Here is an 18789-nt window from a genome sequence, read left to right as displayed (position 1 = left end):
ACCGAAAAACTCGAGTTATCCACACTATCCACAGGTTCATCCCCAGCTTGGGATGAATCCACAGACCTTTATCCACAGGTCAGGGCTCATGGGTTGTGGGTTTACTGACAGGTGTTAGCGAACGATGCACAGGCTCGAGGATGAATTTGACAAGCGGGCGAATTCCCTGTGAATTCGCGGCCGGAGTCCACCGGACAATCCGTTCACGCGGCACCTGGCAGCACTGTGGGACGGCACCTGGCAGCATTGCCAGGCGATGACTCTCCCGATGACCAAGCCCAGTGCCAGGTGCGTTTTGCCGACTGCACTCGCGTCGATCGCGATCGCACTCGGTATTCGAACGTGGGTGGCGTCGCAGAACTACTTCTACTGGGACGATCTCATCCTGATCGGACGCGGAGCTCGCTTCCCCCTCTTCTCGAGCGAACTGCTGCTCTACGACCACGACGGTCACTTCATGCCGGCAGCCTTCTTCCTGACGGGCCTCGTGACGCGAATTGCCCCGTACCAGTGGGCTCTTCCGGTGATGCTGCTCGTCCTCGGTCAGGCGTTGGCATCACTCGCGCTGCTCCGCACGCTCAGACTGGTGCTCGGATGGCGTCCGGCGCTGCTGATTCCGTTGCTCGGCTATCTGTTCATCCCGCTCACTCTGCCGGCATTTGCCTGGTGGTCGGCGGCGCTCAATGCGCTTCCCCTGCAGATTGCTCTCGCCTGGGTGTGCGGCGACGCGATACAACTCGTGCGGACCGGCCGACGGCACTATGCCGTCTCGGGGACCGCTGTTTTTGTGGTCTCGTTGCTGTTCTTCGAGAAGTCGGTACTCGTGCCGTTTGTGGCGCTCGTGTTCGTCGTCTTGTATCTGCGCACGCAGTCCGACGCGTCGCCGATTCTCACCGCTGCGAAAAAAGCCAAGGCGCTGTGGATTCCGTGCGCCGTTGTGCTCGCGATCTGGATTCCGGTGTACCTGTTCACCGTCGAATCGCCGGTGACGGGCAACGGTCGCAGCATGTCCACGGCCCTGCTGCACCACGGAACTTCCTTGGGAATGCTCCCGACTTTGTTGGGTGGGCCGTGGCAGTGGGAGCGATGGATTCCGGGTCCCGCGTGGGCGAATCCCCCGATGTTCCTGGTCATTGCTGCCTGGATCATGCTTCTCACCGCACTCGTGGTCACCGTGCGCTCCCGACAAGGCGCTGCCTGGATCTGGATCTGCGCCGCTGTGTATTTTCTGGCGTCGGTTGCTGCGATGACCGTCACCCGCACCGCCGAGGGCACGACGTACGAATTGGCACAGACTCTGCGGTATTTCACGGATTCGGCCACGGTGTTCGCTCTCGCAATTGCGCTCTACTTCGCGGCGCCACCCCGGGTCGAACCCCGCGTCGACTCCCACACCACGGTGCCGATCCGCGCTATTGCCGTGGGTCTTTCGGTTCTGTTTGTCGTCAGTTCCCTGGTCTCGACATTCTCGTTCGTGAATGTCTGGCGGGAAAGCCCAACCCGTGACTATCTTCAGAATGCCCGGGTGTCGTTGGCGCAGAACACGGATACGCCGCTGCTCGATCAGCCGGTTTCGATCTGGGTTCTCCTTCCTTTCACCAACCCGAACAACATGGCTTCCCAGGTACTCGGCCCACTGCCCGATCGACCCGAATTTGCTTCCAGTACACCGATTCTGCGACTGATCAACGACAACGGCACTGTCGTCGACGGCGAAGTCACGTTCACGCGACGGATTCCCGAGGGCACGGATCCGCAGTGCGGAACACGTGTCGACGGCCCGACAGAACTGACGTTGGACGGACCGTTGGCCGTCTGGGATTGGACAGTTCAGCTCAACTATCTCGCGAGCGCAGACGGAACGATCGACGTGTCCTTGACCACCGGTGACGCGGTCTCCGTACCCGTGAAGCAGGGCTTGCACTCGGCATTCGTGCAGGTTGTCGGCGACGGCACAACCGTCAAGGTAGCGCCGCGGACCCCCGGACTGTCACTGTGCCTTGCCGCCGGACAGGTGGGTGTTGTCGTTCCCGCGCTGCCCTGACGCACCCGCAGTGGCAGAGTTGAGCGCATGGATCTACGTATCTTCACCGAACCCCAACAGGGCGCTACTTACGAACAACTACTCGCGGTGGCCCAGACGGCCGAAAAGCTCGGGTACGGAGCGTTCTTCCGCTCCGATCACTATCTGGCCATGAATTCCGACGGCCTTCCCGGACCGACCGACGCGTGGATCACGCTGGCCGGCATTGCCCGCGAGACATCGACGATCCGCCTCGGCACGCTCGTGACGTCGGCAACGTTCCGGTACGCCGGCCCGCTTGCCATCTCCGTCGCGCAGGTGGACCAGATGAGTGGCGGCCGCGTCGACTTCGGTATCGGCGCCGGCTGGTACGAGAAGGAGCATGAGGCGTACGGGATTCCGTTCCCGGCGCTGAAGGACCGGTTCGAGCTGCTCGAGGAAACCCTCGACGTGGTGACGGGCTTGTGGCGCACTCCCGTCGGCGAGCAGTTCGACTACGACGGCAAGCACGTGCAGATCAAGAATTCTCCGGCGTTGCCGAAGCCGCACCAGGCCGGCGGACCGCCCATTCTGATGGGCGGCGTCGGTAAGAAGAAGACACCGGCTTTGGCTGCGCGGTATGCCAGTGAGTTCAATATCCCGTTCCAGTCCGCGGGCGACACCAAGGAGATCTTCGGGCGCGTTCGTCAGGCCTGTGTCGATATCAACCGGGACCCGAACGAGCTGACGTATTCCAACGCACTGGTCTTGTGCTGCGGACGTGACGAGGCGGAAATCGCCAAGCGGGCCGCTGCCATCGGCCGCGAAGTAGCCGAACTGCGCGAAAACGGCTTGGCGGGAACGCCGTCGGAGCTGGTGGACAAACTCGGAGCATTTGCCGAGGCCGGTTCAGAGCGTATGTACCTGCAGACGCTTGATCTCAGCGATCTCGATCATCTCGAACTGGTGGCGAGCGAGGTCATGCCGCAGATCGCCTAGGCCTTCGGCCTGTGCGTCTTTTTGGTAGCGCCCACTACCAAAAAGGCGCACAGGGGCGAAGCCCTTAGCCGTGTGCGTCGAGGAATGCGCGCAGGTCCCGGTCCCACTGTGCGTCGCGGCTACGGTCGAGCCATACCCGAATCAGCATGAAACCGATGGTCAGCAGCGACATGATGCTGAACCACGTGAAGATTCCGGTCACAACCGCGGCTACGTCAGCTGCGCTCTGCGTGATCGGGGCAATGGTTTTGTCACCGTTGTTGTCGACGTAGATGTCGACGGAAGTGCCGGCAGGCGTGGTCTCGTCGACGGTGATGTCTTCGCGATGAACCTGTCCGTTCCAGTTCCACTGAGCCGGTGCTGTTTCGGTGTTCGCAGGAATGTAATCGGCGGTCGCGACACTGGACGTGACCGAGTCGCCCGTCGTGACGGCGGCGATGGAATGGGTGCTCCTGGCCTGGTCGGCGATCAGGGCATTCTGGCTTGCCGCCGTAGCGCCGCCTGCCCAGATGGCAAACGGCACCAGCAGGATCGCAAGAACGATCAAGCCGAAGGACATGAATCCTTCGATGCGATCACTACGCCTGACCATCGGGTCGTGGCCGACGTGAATGGTGCGTCGGAGCAACGACGCTGTTGCTCGCGTACTAGCGGACATGATGCGCTCAGTTCTCTCGACAAGACACTCTTGCTATCGAGATTCCCTCTATTTCGATCTAGTTGCAAGTATTAACGATCGGAATCACATGTGTCCTCCAACACCAACTATTCGTGAGGCGGAAGAATATCGGTTTGTGCCGGCACCTGATCTTGGCGCAATAGTCCTACCGGGCAGCTGACTCCCGTGGCATGCACTGGGCAATATCCGCCGGGGTTTTTTGCAAGATATTGCTGGTGATAGTCCTCGGCATAGAAGAAATCACGCAGCGGACCTATTTCCGTCGTAATTGCGCCATAACCGGCGTCAGTCAATCGTTTGCCGAATGCAAGTGCAGATGCGTGCGCGATCTGTTCCTGATCTTCGGAAGTCGTGAAAATCGCGGATCGATACTGCGAACCTTGGTCGTTTCCTTGACGCATCCCCTGCGTCGGATCGTGATTTTCCCAGAAGTGAGCCAGGATCTGCTCGTACGAAATGACGGCCGGATCAAAGACGACGAGCACTACCTCGGTGTGCCCGGTGCGTCCCGAGCAGGTTTCCTCGTACGTGGGATTGGGGGTGTATCCGCCCGCATATCCGGCAGCGGTGCTGTAGACGCCCGGAAGCTGCCAGAACTCCTTCTCCGCACCCCAGAAACAACCCATACCGACGACGACGGTCTGCATCCCCTCGGGGAACGGCGGCGTCAGCGGATGCCCGTTCACGTAATGCGCGGCAGGCACTGGCATCGCGGTCTCACGTCCTGGCAGTGCGTCCTGCGGACTGATCAGGGTGGATTGTGCGGACGCTCGCCCCAGAATGTCGTCGTACCAGCTCATTCTTTGATTCTACGCGTGAGCGCTTGTTCCGCCATGCCGTGATGGCTCTGGCACCTGGCAGTTCGACCCAGCGATATCCGAATTCCGCGACGATCGCCGTGACAACAAGAAAGAGGCCGAAGGCGAGCGTCGGACCGACGTGGGGGGTCGTGTTCTCGACGACGCGATACAGAATCAGCGTGTGGACGAGGTAGATGATGTAGCTCCGCGTCGACAACCACTTCACGAACGCCCAGCGCGTCGGGCCGCCGTCGTAGCGGCCGATGAGGACCACCGCGGCGGCTACGACGGTGATGGTCCACAAGTAGTTCTCACCGGCCCAGTAGACGCGGAACTCGGTGGCCACGAGGATCACGTGAATCTGTGCCAGAACGGCGACGATCAGCCACCGCCCCGGGGCCAGCCGCGCCCACGCGAGGTACATGATCTGTCCGAGGAAAACCGCCGGGAGTGTCGCCGCGATCTTCGAGAGCATCGGAACGGTGTACGGCATCGGTGCGTAAATGTTGTAGAGCAACACCAGCGAACACAGCGCTGCCCCGCCGAGCGGCATGATGACCGGCCGCATGCGCAGAATCGGCCGCAGCGCCACGCAGGCAAGGTAGAACAGGAATTGGACCGTCAACGTCCAGGTCACACCGAGAACAGCCACTTCAGGCGTGAGAAAGAACCCGCCGAGGAAGAAACTCATCAGCGCCTGGGTATTCGAAATACCGTCCTGGCCACTGAACATGCCGTTGATACCGAGACGAACCAACAAGATGGCTATCGCAATTGCCACCCAGAAGGCCGGTACCAGTCGACTCAATCTGTTGGTCAGGAATTTGCCGGGCCGATCACGTATCGCGGACCGAGTCACCAGGGCGCCGGTCAACATCATGAACGTCGCGACTCCGACAAAAGACAGGTGCTGATTGAGCTGGGCCGGTTCGATCAAGGCGCCGTACACGACGTCGATCAGCCACCAACCGGAGCCGAGATCGTCGATGACGTAGAACGAGATGTGGGAGTAGATTACCGCCGCAACAGCGAGTGCGCGCAGCAGGTCAGCGCCCGGAAGGTACACCCGAGGCGGTGCCGCCTCTGATGACTCCGGGAGAAAAACTGGTGCGGGCATCGAGCAAGTTTAAGGTTCCGTTCACCTTTACGACGAATTTCCGGATGCCCCAATGTCCGAGATCACGCAGTTTTCGGTTACCCGAACTTTATTGTCAGGGAATGACTACCTGAGCTGAACTGTTGCAGACCGTGTACGAATGTTATTGGGTGGATACCCAAGATTGATCCGCAATCCAAGCACCATACTCTCGAAGAAGCAGGGCTCACGGAGCCCGCAAAGAAGGGACCCTCGTGTCTGTTTACACGCTGCCGGAACTCCCCTACGACTACGCAGCCCTCGAGCCGCACATCTCGGGCAAGATCATGGAGCTGCACCACGACAAGCACCACGCGGCATACGTCGCCGGCGCCAACGCTGCACTCGAGAAGCTGGCCGAGGCTCGCGAGAACGACACCATCGCCGCGCAGGCCAACCTGCTCGAGAAGAACCTGGCTTTCCACCTCGGTGGCCACACCAACCACACCGTTTTCTGGAACAACCTCAGCGCTGACGGTGGCGACAAGCCCGAAGGCGAACTCGCCGCAGCGATCGACGACAACTTCGGTTCGTTCGATCTCTTCCGCGCACACTTCTCCGCGAACGCCAACGCCATCCAGGGCTCCGGCTGGTCCATCCTCGCGTGGGATTCCATCGGCGCACGCCTCGTCATCGTCCAGCTCTACGATCAGCAGGGCAACATCTCCATCGGCCTCACGCCGCTGCTGATGCTGGACATGTGGGAGCACGCTTTCTACCTCGATTACCAGAACGTCAAGGGCGACTATGTCAAGGCATTCTGGAACATCGTGAACTGGAACGACGTCACGGCACGCTTCGAGCGCGCTCGTACGCAGACCGCGGGCCTGATCGTCTAATCACGTTCTTCTTGCTCTACGCGGCGGCGCTCCTTCACCAGGGGCGCCGCCGTTTGCATCAGCAAGGCACCAGCAAGAAGAGCTGTCGCCACGCCGAACACCAAAGCGATTGTGCGCGAATCCGATCCACTTCCCGGCGCAGTGGTTTGATTCACCGCCACAGGATCGGACAGCACCGACATCAGTTGAACCTGCTGCGGAGTTGTCAACGCCGGCAGCCCGGATTTTGCGGTGTCCAACCCGGTCACCAACGACGTCGCAACCGACTTGAGAGTCCCGAACCCCTGGGTGATCTGAGTGGTCACATCTTCGAGCATCTGCGGAGCCTGGTCTGCGATCGGAATCAAACCGTCACTCAATTGACCGGCAGCGCTGTTCAATTGCGCACTGGCGCCCTGCAATTGGCCGACGGCAGTACGCACCAAATCGCCGAGCGCCGTATCGGGGCCCACCGACCCACCCAACATCGACGGCACCGCGTTCAATTGCGCAGTCACGGCACCCAAGTCGGTACTCACGCTCGCCAATTGCGCCGTAATATCCTGCGGCACCGGCAATCCGCTCAACGCACCGGTCAGCGAGTCGATGCGCGACTTGAGATCTGCGGTGGACGACGACGCCTCACCCAACGTCAAGCCGAGCGAGTCTGCGCGCGTGGCCAATTCCTCCGCCGACCCGGCAGCCTGATCCACGACGCCGGAAACCTGCTCCGCGACACTCGTCAACTCCAACGAACCAGCGCGCGCTGTTTCCAGGTACGGCAGGATCGTGTCTGCCCCGGCCTTCACCTGGTCGATCGACTTCTCGGCGCCCGCTGTTCCCGCTACCAGCATCTGCGCGGTCACCAGATTCTGATCGAATGCTCGACGAGCAGCGGACGTCTGTGACATCAAACCCTTGATACCGTCGGCACTGACCTGGGCCGACACCGCGCTGGTCAGTGCCACCGCCTTCGCTCCGTCTGCGCCCTGAACGTCGAGGTCGATACTTGCCTGCTGCGGCTCCGGGCCCAGCATCGAGGCAACCGACTCACTGAAATTCTCGGGCACGGTGAGAGTCGCAAAGTAGTTACCGCCGGGGCTGTCCACGACGTGGAAGTCGAAGTCTTCACTCGCGCTCAGTGTCTCGACCAGTGTGTCACCGGCGCGCAGTTCCTCGCCGTCCAGCATGGTTCCGGCATCGGTGTTGACTATCGCAACTGCCCGCGAGTTGTTCTCGCCGCCCGAGAACCACACCCAGCCCGTACCGGCCACCGCACCCACCACAACAGCTGCCAAACCACCCACCGCCAGCCGTCGACCAAGTAGCGACGGCTGGCGGTGGGTGTTTTCGGTGTTGTTCGCGGTGCTCATGGCCGAGACGATAGATGGCGATCTTGTAGAAATACTGAGAGTTACCTCAGCCGGCGATCACCGGATCGTCCGCCAGCGCATCCGTCCTGGCCTGCAACCGCGTCCTCATCGTCTCTACCTGGGCGGCAAGAGCCTCCTCCGTCAAACCGTCACTGAGCGGAATCGACGACGCGACATCGTCCAGAATTCCCAGCGCGCGGCCACTCGAGAAGAGCTGCTCGTACAGTTCGCGGTACGCCGTGTCATAGGTCTCGGTGAAGGCCGTCGACGCGAGGAACCGTTCCTTGAGTTGGTTGCCGCCCATGCCCCCGCCCATGGCCCCGCCGGGCGCCTGCTCGGCGCCTTCCTGTCCAGCAGCCGACTCTCCCGTGCCCATCTGTCCCGCGTCCATCTGTCCTGCACCGCGCGCTGCACGACCGGGGGGCATTGTTCCTGCTGTCATTGTGCCCTGTGGTGCGGCGCCGTCCGTCGCGGCTCCCTGCTGAGCGCCGCCTCCCATACCGCCACCTCCCATACTGATCGAATCATGCGGTCCCGCTTCGGAATTACCGCTCAGCGCCATGTTGAGATCCCACGCAACGACAGAGATTTTCTTCGACTCGAGGTCGTACCACAGATAGTAGTTCTTGCCCGGCCCCGCCATGTCATCACCGTTCACCAGAAGATTCTGCGTCGCAACGTATCTGGCGAAGGAATCGACGTCGACCCAGTTTGCGAGTTCTGAGTCGAACTGCTCGTCGGTCGCCGAATCCAGCCACTTCAGGAAGCTGATGATCGGCTGAAGGTCCTGCGAACCTTCAGCATTGATCTGCTTGAACTGGTCGACGTAGGTCGTCTGGTCGTCACCTTGATAGGTGAAGCTCGAGTTGGCATCGGCCTTGTAGAGCACTCCGTCACTGTCGAACAGTGAGTTCGCATAGCCCTCGTCTGGATGCTCGAGTATCAACCGCGTCTGGGTTTCGGAGCCGTTCACCGAGTACACCGCATAGCTGTATCGCTGTGTTGGCTGGCCGGATTCAGCGGTGAGCGACAGCGCCATCGCCTCGTTCAGCACTGGGCTTCCCGGCCGGATCGACAGCTGCGTCATACCTTGGTAGGCCCGCCCGGACACATTCTTGTCAAAGCTGATCAGGAAAGGCAGAGACGCCGGATCATCGGCTGACAGGCTGACCATGTCGCCGCCCCCGCCACCCCACTCGGGTGCGGCCGCCGGTACTGTCGCATCAGCTACCACCGCGCCGTCCGGGATTTGCATCCCGCGTCCGCCGGATTCAGTACTACTCAGGCCACGAAGCGTGGAGTTACCTTTCAGTCGCAAGCCGACATCGGTGACCAGGGTGCCGTCGATCGTGATGTCGGCCTCGATCCACTCCTTCTCACCGTCGGTTGCGTAAGCATCGATCATCTTGTCGTAGTCGGATTCGCTGAACTCCACACTGAAGGTGTGTTCAACCGATGTGTCGAAGAAATCAACTGAGCCCGTGATGTTCTCGGTAACCTGCGACGCGATGACCGTGGCGTCGCCGGTTATGTACGGACGCACCCGAGTCTGACCGAATACGCCGGCAAGCACAGCCACAAACGCGACGAACGCAGCAGCCAACTTCCAATGCTGACGCAGAGGCGTTGGCACCCTGTGGATCAGCCGCCTACGGGGTGCAACCGGCGCTGCATTCTCGCCCATCAGATATCAGTCTGGTCGTAACCGGTCAGGACTGTGACTCGCTGGCCGGAGTTGACGCCACTGAGTGCCGAGATCAGTTCTGCCGGTTTCTTACCCGGCTTCAGTTGGGCGGTGTAATACAGCTCGGTGAGAGCGCCCGAACGTACCGATTCGGTGGAAACCAGTTCGAATTCCTTGGTGTAATCGATCAGAATGTCTTCGACCAGTGCGGTGTATCCGGGCTCCGGGGGAACCTGGACCTTCACTACCTGACGTTGCACGTCGAGCTTGAACATGTTGAATTTGCTCATCAGGACCAAGACCAGGCAGATGGCGATGGTTGCGGCAATTGCCAGGAGGTAAAACCTTGTACCCGTGGTCATTCCGATTGCCATGACGAGGAAGATGAAGCCTACGTCGCGAGTTTCCTTGATCGCGTTGCGAAATCGCACCACGGAGAGCGCGCCGACGAGCGCAAACGCCCGTGCGACGTTCGATCCGACAACCAGCATGATGAGGCTGATGACCATGCCCACCATCACCAATGTCTGCACGTACGACTGACTGTACGAAACGTTCTTGTGCGTCAATCGGTACACGTAGCCGATGGTCGCGGACAGCACGAAGGAAAGTGCAAGCGAGACAATGATGTCGAAGGTCGAAAAGGTGCCGCTGAGATCTTGTAGATCGAAATTCATTTACAGTCCTGATGTGACGAGGGAGCTCTCGAATGGAATCGAGGGCGTGAGCAGTTCTTCACGGGCATGCAGGCGCGAGCGCGGCGCCATCCCGAAGGCTTCGACGCTCTGGCAGTATTTGGAGATTCGCACGACTGACATGTCCATCCGTGCTGCCATATCCGTAACCCAATAAGGCACACGCTCATTGGCTTTGATCTCCACGATGCACAGGTGCGGTGGAATGATGAAGCGATTCTGCGCTTCGGCCGCGAAGTGGAAGTCGCGATCTCGGCCGTGAATTTTGTGATCGATGGTCACCCGCAAGCCGAGGTCGGCGTCGATACCGACAAACGCTTCACGCAGATATCCGGTCGTGACCGACGGCCGGAGGTCGAGATTGCCGATCAGCGTGGACACTTCGTTGACAAAGGGCTGCGCCGTTCTGTCCACGTCGATGTCGCGTCGGCCGTCACACAATTGCCGCGCAACATCGTAGGAAACCTGAACGCGCCGCTTCTGAGTCACACGATTGACCCGTTGCTTGATCTCGACGTACACAGGCGTCTCGTCAACTGCGTCGGACGGGCGACCGTACAGGCGAATTCGGAGTTTCCGGCGAAACTTGAGTCCTTCGATCTTTTCCCAGTAGAAGCGAAGGCTCTGTGTGTCGTAGTACAGGCTGGTCACCGGGTATCCACCGATCGGCGAATTCACATCGGAGTCCATGTGTGCATTCAGTTCCTCGCGCAATGCGGGAACGTCTCGTTCGTGGGCTAGATACTTGATCTCATACCGGTTGAACGCATGGAGCGAACTAGCCGTGTGCAGAGATCGTTCGGGCGTTCCCAATGACGTGGCCTTTCTTCGTCGACTGGGAAACAGTCCACTCCACCAGGCTTTGGTAATCCTGGAGTAAAGCTGCCAAGTTCCTGTCAATCTCGAAGAAAGGTTGCGTCAACCTGAAGTTGGCTCGGTGTTCACCCGTGACTGCTCTTCAGGCGGCTCCTCGTCCACTTCCGGTTCCTCGACAGCATCTGGTGGCTTTGCAACCTCTTTCGGACCACTGATCAAGATGTCGGCCCACCGGGTAGACGGATCGATGTCGAGCAGGACGGCTTTCACCAGAAGTGAGAGCGGAATAGCCAGCAGCGCACCGAGCGCGCCCAACACCCACGACCAGAAGATGAGCGAGAGGAAGGTCATCGTCACCGACAGACCAACGGCGTCGCCGACAAACTTGGGTTGGATAATGGACTGGATGACGAAGTTGATCACGGAGTACACGACGATCACCCACACCATCAACCATGGTCCGCCCTCGAGGAGTCCGAGCAGTGCCGGCGGGATCACACCGATCACAAATCCGATGTTCGGGATGTAGTTGGTGATGAACGACAACAACGCCCACAGAATCGGCAGAGGGATCCCCATCAACCACAGTGCGCCGCCGTCCAGCACCGCGACGATCAGACCGAAGACGGTAGACACCACCAGGTACTTGCGGGTTCCCTTGGCAAAAGTGGAAAGAGCGTAAGAGATTTCAGGGCGCTCTTCGGCCAGGATATGCAGTCTCGACCGGATACTCATGCCGTCGAAGGCCATGAACAGCAGTAGCGCCAAAATGAACACGAGGTCCGAGAACACTCCGAGGAGGCCCTCGAGAGCTGTCTCGACCACTCCCAAAACCTTGGTGAGATCGATACTGCTGACCGTGTTTTGGATCTGCTCGGTATCAACTCCGAAGCTAGCCAGACTACTTCGAGCCTCGTCCAGGAGCGCACCCATCTTGTCTGAGTACTCCGGCAGGATCGTGGCCAATTGAGCAGTCGAGACAACCAACGACGCGGCCAAGCCGATCAGGATCAAATACACCGTGACCAGGGCGCCGAGCATGCCGAGCCACTTCGGCCAGCCGTGCTTCTGCGCCCAATCCTGAATCGGCTGAACGGCAACGGTCAGCATCAAGGCCAGAAATACGGGACCGAGAATTCCACTGAAGCCCTTCATCCCGGCAACCGCGACCACTGTTGCGGCAGCGCCGAGCAGCACGATCAGCCCGCGCGGAATCGACCAATGTTCGCTGCCTGTGACAGTCGGTGCCGGGGCGGGGACGGGAACAGGAGCGGGAGCCCGCTTAGAGAACACCAGCTTCCTTTGCCCGACTCCTGATCTGGAACGCACCGACGATCATCAGAATGCCGAAGAATATTGCGTACCAACCAAGCAACCAGGTCAACCCGATGATGCCTTCACCAGGGAAGATGAGCAGGATTATTCCGAAGATCACGGCCAGCACCGACGCGGCGAGTAGCCATCCCCACCCGGAGCCCGACAAGCCCTTGAGCTTGAAAGATCCAACCACGCCGAGGATTCCGAACAGGATGGCGTAGAACGCGATGATGTACAGCAGTACCACCGCAGTGATTCCGGGCCATACCAATGCGACAACACCGGCTGCCACCGAGACCACGCCAGTGAAGACGAACCATCCCCATGAACTGAGATGCGCTCGGTCGCGGATTGCCCGCACCAGGGTGACCACACCGTCCACGATGGAGTAGATACCGAAAACGAAGACCAAGGCCACCACGGTTATTCCCGGCCACACGAGGGCGATGATTCCGAAAATCACGCCGAAGATTCCACGGACCAGGATCATCCACCAGATCTCTTTGCCGTACAACACAAACGGGTTCGTTGCGACCATCAGTAGCCTCCGAGCATTTCAGTTCGTCGGACGAATACCCGGTGCCGTCCACGATCCCGAGAGCACCGAAGCCTTGGGCCAATACAGTCGCAAGAATACGTTGAATCCGTCTGCCGGGCTGGGTAACCAGTTCTTTTCCTTCGAGCCGCCGGGAGACTCGTGCTGAATGTAGATATTCAGGGAGCCGTCGTCCTCGAATCCCAAGTCACTTCGGTCACCGATGGCGTATCGATCAATCGGATTGTCCACGAAGAACTGTCGCTCGTTCATCATTGTCAGCGACCAGAAACCTTCGACCGGCGGAAGCTCGTCCTCGTCGAAGTGCAGTACGTAGTTCTTCTCCCCGGTCAGGGCATTACCGTCGATGTCAGTGGTGGCATGCGGGTACACGGCGTCCGCGTCGAGGTTGGCGCCGAATCCCAGCCATACGATCAAAGCCCGCTGCGCATAGTGCGTTCCGTAGTGCCCCAACCCGCGGTGCATGGTCCAGCCGTTCTTCGGGGAACTTTCGGCGTCGGCCGCGATCGTGTGCAGCAGGTCCATGCCGCTGCGTGCGGCGCGGTCCAATGCGTCGCGCACTTCGGGTGGCCGCGACGCCCACGCGAGTCCCGACCCGATTCCTATGTCGCCGAGCTGCTTCATGATCTCGGAATCCTCGGGACGCGGTGGATTGTCGTCGAGTAACGCGTCGAGTGCGGTGAAGAACGCCTGTCCGTCCATCGCGGCAACCTGGTCGACCGGGGGTGTGAACGTATCGACTGTCGGGTCGAGCGAGCCTTCGGGAGCCGTGTATCCCGCCTTGTTGTCCGTCCACTGCGACAGTGGTGTCAGCCGGGTTCCGTCCTGCAACGTGTGTACTGCGGCGAGGTCGGTGCCGCCCGATGTGGCGTAGCGCGCCACTATCCAATTCATCGCCGTCGGCGAGCGGAGAAGCGTCGTACCCCGCGGCACTTCGCCTTTCCATGTCGGACCCGCCACGACGTACGGTCCGCCGGTACGACCTACCGTGCGGGAACCGGGCACGGTGAAGACATCGCTCCACGCGTCGAGAATCGGAACCAGCCAGTACCTCGTCCCGAAGTCCGGCAACGTCAGGACCTGCGGTTCGGTCCGCAGGTCCAACCACGCCGACGAGTAGAGAGTGTCCGCGTTGGGTGAGACCACATCCGTGAACGACGCATCCGGGGTTTCCCGCGCGTACGCAAACTGGTTGAGCGGCGCTTTCATGCCCTGTGGTGTCGCCGTTGCCGTCATCACGTCCCGTGAGACCGCCGCGATCAACAGTGGATATCCGAATATCCAGGCCTGCGTTGCCAAATCATCCAACGACGAGCGCTTCGAGGCAGTCATGCGTGATGGATACCACCGCTCTCACCTGCGCAAACCACCGCCGGCACCTGCGCTCATCACCGCTGGCACTCTCCTACTCTTGTGTGCCAGCAGTGTTTAGGCGCATATTTTACCTACCCAACGACGTGTGCCGGATTTACCTGTCATCACCTCGGGGAGGAACAGAGATGAATAGAAATGAAGCGATAGGCATCTCACCGTTCCAGCAAGCCGGAGCGTTGCAGGGTTTTGTCATTTCGGGGCGTTGGCCCGACACCACCAAAGAATGGGCGCAACTGCTCGCATTGGCTGTGCGGGTCGCGTCACTCCCCGGTCTGTTGCCCACCTCGACGGTTTTCGGCGTGCGCGAGGACGTCCCGGATGATCCACAACCGGGCACTGTGGGATTGGTGATGGCCGAAGGTCCAGTTCTCGGAGATTTTGCTCTGCCACCTGGACGTTTTTCCGAGCATCAACCGCCGGCGCTGATCATGCTGCACCCACCCTCCGAAACGACTCCCAGCCTGCCGGAATGTGAGGGCAGCGCCTCTGGGTGTGTTCTGCTTCCCGGACTGCCGTACCTCGGCTTGGACCATCGCGCGGCCTGGGTGGAAGCCGAGGCCGACGGGACGGTCGTCTCGATGATCAGCCGGGTAGGCATCGATCCGATCAGCGATCCCGACACCGCAGTTTTGGCAATGCTCCTCGCCTGCTGACGGCAACGGTAAGCGATAAGTTCGGGCTCCCAAACTTGCTGTGCGCTTTGCCAATTCGCGAAACGCAGGCTAACCTCGGTAACAACGAAGGGGAGTAGCCCCCAATCGCCTGTGTCGACATACTGGTTCAACGCGTTCCGCCTGGTGCGGATCGCGAAGCACCCGGCCTGGCGAACCGAAGGTTTCTGACCTCGGTGGGCGAGACCTTCGGCCGGACAAACGCACCCGTTGCGTCTGTCCAGGCCGGAGGCCCCATATTTCCTCCGACCGATACGGACCGGAGGAGTTAATCTTGCTAGCCGCAATACTTTTGAGCTTCGGCGTCATCTTCGTCGCCGAACTCGGCGACAAATCCCAGCTGATGGCAATGACATTTGCCCTGCGCTATCGCTGGTGGGTTGTTCTCGGCGGAATCACCGTAGCCACCACCCTTGTTCACCTGGTGTCAGTGGCTGTCGGGCACTACCTGGGCGTCGCACTGCCCACGGCGGCAATTTCCATCGTCGGCGGTATCGCCTTCCTGGTCTTCGGCCTCTGGACCCTGCGCGGTGACGATCTCACCGAGGACGAGCAGAACAAGGCCGGACGCGTCACGCGCTCCGCCTTCATCGCCGTCGCGTCGGCCTTCTTCCTGGCAGAACTCGGCGACAAGACCATGCTCGCCACCATCACCCTCGCTACCGACAACAACTGGATCGGCATCTGGATCGGATCGACCGTCGGCATGGTGGCGGCCGACGCTCTCGCCATCATCGTCGGCTCGGTGCTGGGCAAGCACCTCCCGGAGGGATTCATCAAGATCGGTGCCGCGGTGCTGTTCTTCGTCTTCGGTGTCTGGCTGCTGCTCGAAGGTATCTTCCCGGACTCGTCCGCCGGCATCATCGGCGGCGGAGTTGTCCTGGCAATGTCCGTGGTGGGTGCGCTGGCCCGGATGGTCTGGAAGCGCTCCCATCCGAAGCCTCCTTCAGAGCTTGGTTCTGATCTCCTCAGCAATCGGCTGGAACTGCTCGACGAAGGTAAGCGCCCAACCGAATGACGCGACGCCCTCGTAGTCGAACGAGTAAACCTGATCGTTCTTGACGGCGCGCAGACGCTGGAAGATGGTGTCGTTCGCCAACTTCTCGTTGATCGGACCCTTACCACTGTTGGTGATGATGACGTCGGCCTCGTCGAGTAACTCCAACTGCTCCTTCGGGAACCACTCGTTGCTGCCGGCGGGAATTGCGAGTGAGCGGTCGTTGAACTGGAACCCGGCCTCGCTGATGACCGTCGTCTGATACTTGGTCGGCGAGTACAGCGAGAAGCCGCTCTCCTCGAAGTACGTGGTGTAGACGACCTTCACCTTGCTCAGCACGTCCGCGTTGTCGCTGCGGAACTTGGCAATCCGCGCCTCGTACCGGTCTGCCAACTCCTGAACTTTCGCACTCTGGTTGAGTGCGTCCGCGACCCCGAGGGCACGCTCCTTCCACGCGTACTGGCCGTCTTCGGCAAAAACCGCGGTGGGTGCGATGGACCGGATCTGCTCGAAAAGATCCGGGTTGTTCTCCGAAAGGAGGTTGGTCATCACGATCAAATCGGGAGACAAAGCCGCTATCGCCTCGGCGTTGGGCTCGTACCAGCGTCCCACCTTCGGGAGAGACCGCAGCGCGGACGCATAGGGTTCCGGGACGCCGTCCGCGTTCTCGTAGTCCACCGGCAGTCCGACGGGTGTGAATCCGGCGTCGAACATCGCGGGGCCCGTGTAGTAATCGGCGCTGACCACCCGCTGCGGATTAACGGGCACCTCCACCTGGCCGTTAACGGTGGTGATCGTGCGCATCTCGCCCTCGGCCGTTTCGCCCGAACTGGTTCCGCAGGCGGTAAGCAATCCGATCCCGGCTAAAGCACCGGCCCCGAGGAAACCTCGCCGGGTGAGTGCGGCGGTGATGCGAGCGAATTCGGCATCGGTATCGAGTGCCGGCAGCAGAAGTGATGTCATTAAGTGTCCTGACAGTAACTGAAATTAGGGTGACCTAAAAAATATCCTCACCTGCGGGGTTACGGTGAAGAGTATCGGTCAAGGGTTGTCTCTTTCACGCCACAGACAACTGGTCTGACCAATTGACCACTTGACCTCTTGCCAGAAGGTGGCCTATCGTCAGTACATGTTCCAACCCGTTGCACGTACCTCGGCTTCCGGCGCAGTGTTCGACCAGATTTCGGTGAAAGTGCTGGCCGGAGAGCTTGCGGCGGGCGAAAATCTCCCCAGCGAGCGCAAGCTCGCCGAGGCGTTCGGCGTCTCGAGGCCCGCGGTCCGAGAGGCAATTCAGAAGCTCGCCCAAGCGGGACTAGTCGAGGTCCGCCAGGGCGAATCGACGTCAGTGCGTGATTTTCGACGCCAGGCCGGACCCGAGCTTCTCCCCCAATTGCTGATACGCGACGGTGTCCCCGACCTGGCCGTGGTGCGCAGTGTCCTGGAAACTCGTGAGTTGATGGGACCGCAGATCGCGGTGCTTGCCTCCCGTCGCATCTCCGCGGAATCTGCCCAGGAACTCGACATGGCCGTGAATCATCTAGGCGCCACCGAAGATCCGGTGGAGTTGCAAGCGCGGGCCCTGGCCTTCTGGGACGTCGTTGTCGACAGCGCAGAGTCCATTGCCTTCCGCTTGATCTTCAACAGCCTGCGCACCGCTTACGAACCGGCCATGACGGCACTTGCCTCCGTCATGGTGGCCGAAGTCGGCCAGACCGACCTGTATCGAAAACTGGCCTCCGCCATCACTTCACACGACGAGTCAACTGCCGAGGCGTCAGCCGCACAGCTCCTTCACACCGGCACGACGGCAATCGGCGACGCTCTCACCTTCCTGGAAGGCCTGAAACCATGAGCAAGCCCATCACTCTCGCCGATGCCGCACGAACGTTCCGCAAGTCACCGACTCCGTGGATGATCGGCACCATGTTGGTGGCTGCAGCGGCGACTCGCATCGCGCTGGGCAACTGGCAGATCACCGACGCACTTGTTCCGCTCGTGATGCTTGCCGCATTCCCCTTCGTGGAGTGGATCATTCACGTCTTCGTTCTCCATTGGAAGCCGCGGACCATTGCCGGCGTCACACTCGATTCACGCCTGGCGCGCAGCCATCGGGAGCACCATTTCGCCCCGCGAACCGTCTCACTCATCTTTATTCCGTGGCAGACACTCCTGATCGTGATTCCCGTCCTGACCGCTGTCGCACTCCTGGCGTTTCCCCGCGTCGAACTTGGTCTGACCTTCCTGACCTGTATTTCCGTACTCGGCCTCGGTTACGAGTGGACTCATTTCCTCATCCACAGTGACTACAAGCCGAAAACTGCCCTCTACCGGTCGGTTTGGCGCAACCATCGCAACCATCACTTCAAGAACGAGCACTACTGGTTCACCGTCACCACCGCGGGAACTGCTGATCGGGTGCTGGGCACGTACCCCGATCCCAAATCCGTCGAGACATCCCCGACGGCCAAGAACCTGCACGGCACCGCGTCGAAGCTGTGAAGAAACGCCGATTCCTGGCCCCCAGCTGGCAATGAACTTGAACTTGACTGTGTATCAGCGATTTTCGTTGAAAACCACTCGAACCGTGCTTAGTGTCGATGGAGTCAGAAGTTCGAAAAACGCTGTAACCGAAGGACACAACACATGTTCAACGATGTATTCAACAACGTCATCCACCCGATGGTCACGAACTTCCAGCAGTTGGGTCCCCAGCAGTTCATTCCTCAGCAGTTCATCCCTCAGGGCCTGTTCCAGCAGGCACCGCAGGCAGCAGAGCAGGCTGTGACGATCTTCGGTAGCTGATACCGCAATCCACAGATAGCGCCACTCAGGGGTCGTCCGTCCAATATGCTGGACGGACGACCTGAGTGCCT

19 protein-coding genes are annotated in these 18789 nt (G+C 60.3%); 8 read left to right on the top strand and 11 right to left on the bottom strand.

Translation table 11 applies throughout. The features are described from left to right. Positions 1-268 precede the first annotated feature (268 nt). Positions 269-2044 (top strand): hypothetical protein, encoded by a 1776-nt coding sequence (locus tag KYT97_RS20355; RefSeq protein ID WP_245005886.1) that lies wholly within the window; start codon positions 269-271, stop codon positions 2042-2044. A 27-nt stretch (positions 2045-2071) separates the two neighbouring features. Beyond that, entirely contained in the window at positions 2072-3001 is a 930-nt protein-coding gene (locus KYT97_RS20350) for an LLM class F420-dependent oxidoreductase (protein ID WP_219110543.1), read from the top strand. Positions 3002-3065: 64 nt separating this feature from the next. Here the strand turns inward: KYT97_RS20350 and KYT97_RS20345 are convergent, their stop codons facing one another. The 3 genes from KYT97_RS20345 to KYT97_RS20335 all read right to left on the bottom strand — a co-directional run bounded on the left by KYT97_RS20345 (position 3066) and on the right by KYT97_RS20335 (position 5597). Next, a complete protein-coding gene (locus KYT97_RS20345; RefSeq protein WP_245005885.1) occupies positions 3066-3659 on the bottom strand; it encodes an Rv1733c family protein in 594 nt (197 codons plus the stop codon). Between the two features lie 107 nt (positions 3660-3766). Next, on the bottom strand, positions 3767-4480 hold the full coding sequence (msrA, locus tag KYT97_RS20340; RefSeq protein ID WP_045066262.1) for a peptide-methionine (S)-S-oxide reductase MsrA: 714 nt from the start codon (positions 4478-4480) through the stop codon (positions 3767-3769). Further along, the gene (locus tag KYT97_RS20335) at positions 4398-5597 is read right to left on the bottom strand and encodes an acyltransferase family protein (RefSeq protein ID WP_219110542.1); all 1200 of its coding nucleotides are present in this window, start codon (positions 5595-5597) and stop codon (positions 4398-4400) included. Before KYT97_RS20335 ends, msrA begins: the two co-directional genes overlap by 83 nt. Positions 5598-5830: 233 nt before the next feature. Between KYT97_RS20335 and KYT97_RS20330 the strand changes: the two genes are divergently transcribed. After that, positions 5831-6454 carry a superoxide dismutase gene (locus tag KYT97_RS20330; RefSeq protein ID WP_033235191.1) on the top strand — a complete coding sequence of 208 codons (624 nt, stop codon included), beginning with the start codon at positions 5831-5833 and terminating at the stop codon, positions 6452-6454. Here KYT97_RS20330 and KYT97_RS20325 read toward each other — a convergent pair. From KYT97_RS20325 to KYT97_RS20295, 7 genes are all read right to left on the bottom strand, one after another. Beyond that, positions 6451-7806 carry a YhgE/Pip domain-containing protein gene (locus KYT97_RS20325; RefSeq protein ID WP_219110541.1) on the bottom strand — a complete coding sequence of 452 codons (1356 nt, stop codon included), beginning with the start codon at positions 7804-7806 and terminating at the stop codon, positions 6451-6453. The two genes, KYT97_RS20330 and KYT97_RS20325, sit on opposite strands and share 4 nt — an antisense overlap. A gap of 46 nt (positions 7807-7852) precedes the next feature. Continuing rightward, a complete protein-coding gene (locus KYT97_RS20320) occupies positions 7853-9490 on the bottom strand; it encodes a CotH kinase family protein (protein ID WP_219110540.1) in 1638 nt (545 codons plus the stop codon). Further along, complete coding sequence (locus KYT97_RS20315) at positions 9490-10167, bottom strand: DUF4956 domain-containing protein (protein ID WP_033235194.1); 678 nt, start codon at positions 10165-10167, stop codon at positions 9490-9492. Before KYT97_RS20315 ends, KYT97_RS20320 begins: the two co-directional genes overlap by 1 nt. Next, a complete protein-coding gene (locus KYT97_RS20310; RefSeq protein ID WP_372472286.1) occupies positions 10168-11031 on the bottom strand; it encodes a polyphosphate polymerase domain-containing protein in 864 nt (287 codons plus the stop codon). 72 nt (positions 11032-11103) lie between these two features. Beyond that, on the bottom strand, positions 11104-12294 hold the full coding sequence (locus KYT97_RS20305; protein WP_095887618.1) for an AI-2E family transporter: 1191 nt from the start codon (positions 12292-12294) through the stop codon (positions 11104-11106). Beyond that, a complete protein-coding gene (locus tag KYT97_RS20300; RefSeq protein WP_033235197.1) occupies positions 12284-12856 on the bottom strand; it encodes an HdeD family acid-resistance protein in 573 nt (190 codons plus the stop codon). The genes KYT97_RS20305 and KYT97_RS20300 overlap by 11 nt, the downstream gene beginning before the upstream one ends. Positions 12857-12874: 18 nt before the next feature. Next, positions 12875-14206 carry a DUF1254 domain-containing protein gene (locus tag KYT97_RS20295; protein WP_033235198.1) on the bottom strand — a complete coding sequence of 444 codons (1332 nt, stop codon included), beginning with the start codon at positions 14204-14206 and terminating at the stop codon, positions 12875-12877. Between the two features lie 167 nt (positions 14207-14373). On the opposite strand from KYT97_RS20295, the gene KYT97_RS20290 reads away from it, so the two are divergent. Together KYT97_RS20290 and KYT97_RS20285 are read left to right on the top strand one after the other, a co-directional pair. Next, a complete protein-coding gene (locus KYT97_RS20290) occupies positions 14374-14901 on the top strand; it encodes a peptidase (RefSeq protein ID WP_095887617.1) in 528 nt (175 codons plus the stop codon). A gap of 292 nt (positions 14902-15193) precedes the next feature. Beyond that, positions 15194-15937, top strand: a complete 744-nt coding sequence (locus KYT97_RS20285; protein ID WP_245005884.1) for a TMEM165/GDT1 family protein — start codon at positions 15194-15196, stop codon at positions 15935-15937. Here the strand turns inward: KYT97_RS20285 and KYT97_RS20280 are convergent. Beyond that, positions 15866-16879 (bottom strand): ABC transporter substrate-binding protein, encoded by a 1014-nt coding sequence (locus KYT97_RS20280; protein ID WP_219110536.1) that lies wholly within the window; start codon positions 16877-16879, stop codon positions 15866-15868. The two genes, KYT97_RS20285 and KYT97_RS20280, sit on opposite strands and share 72 nt — an antisense overlap. A gap of 166 nt (positions 16880-17045) precedes the next feature. Here KYT97_RS20280 and KYT97_RS20275 point away from each other — a divergent pair, with 166 nt between their 5' ends. The 3 genes from KYT97_RS20275 (at position 17046) to KYT97_RS20265 (ending at position 18718) form a co-directional block, all read left to right on the top strand. Beyond that, positions 17046-17768, top strand: coding sequence for a FadR/GntR family transcriptional regulator (locus tag KYT97_RS20275; protein ID WP_219110534.1), 723 nt, complete (start codon positions 17046-17048; stop codon positions 17766-17768). Next, positions 17765-18415, top strand: coding sequence for a sterol desaturase family protein (locus tag KYT97_RS20270; RefSeq protein WP_219110533.1), 651 nt, complete (start codon positions 17765-17767; stop codon positions 18413-18415). Before KYT97_RS20275 ends, KYT97_RS20270 begins: the two co-directional genes overlap by 4 nt. A gap of 144 nt (positions 18416-18559) precedes the next feature. Beyond that, positions 18560-18718 carry a hypothetical protein gene (locus KYT97_RS20265; RefSeq protein WP_020905720.1) on the top strand — a complete coding sequence of 53 codons (159 nt, stop codon included), beginning with the start codon at positions 18560-18562 and terminating at the stop codon, positions 18716-18718. The last annotated feature ends 71 nt before the right edge of the window (positions 18719-18789 follow it).

Source organism: Rhodococcus globerulus (assembly GCF_019334125.1).
Lineage (GTDB): Bacteria > Actinomycetota > Actinomycetes > Mycobacteriales > Mycobacteriaceae > Rhodococcus_F > Rhodococcus_F globerula.
This window is presented reverse-complemented; position numbering and strand designations above follow the sequence as displayed.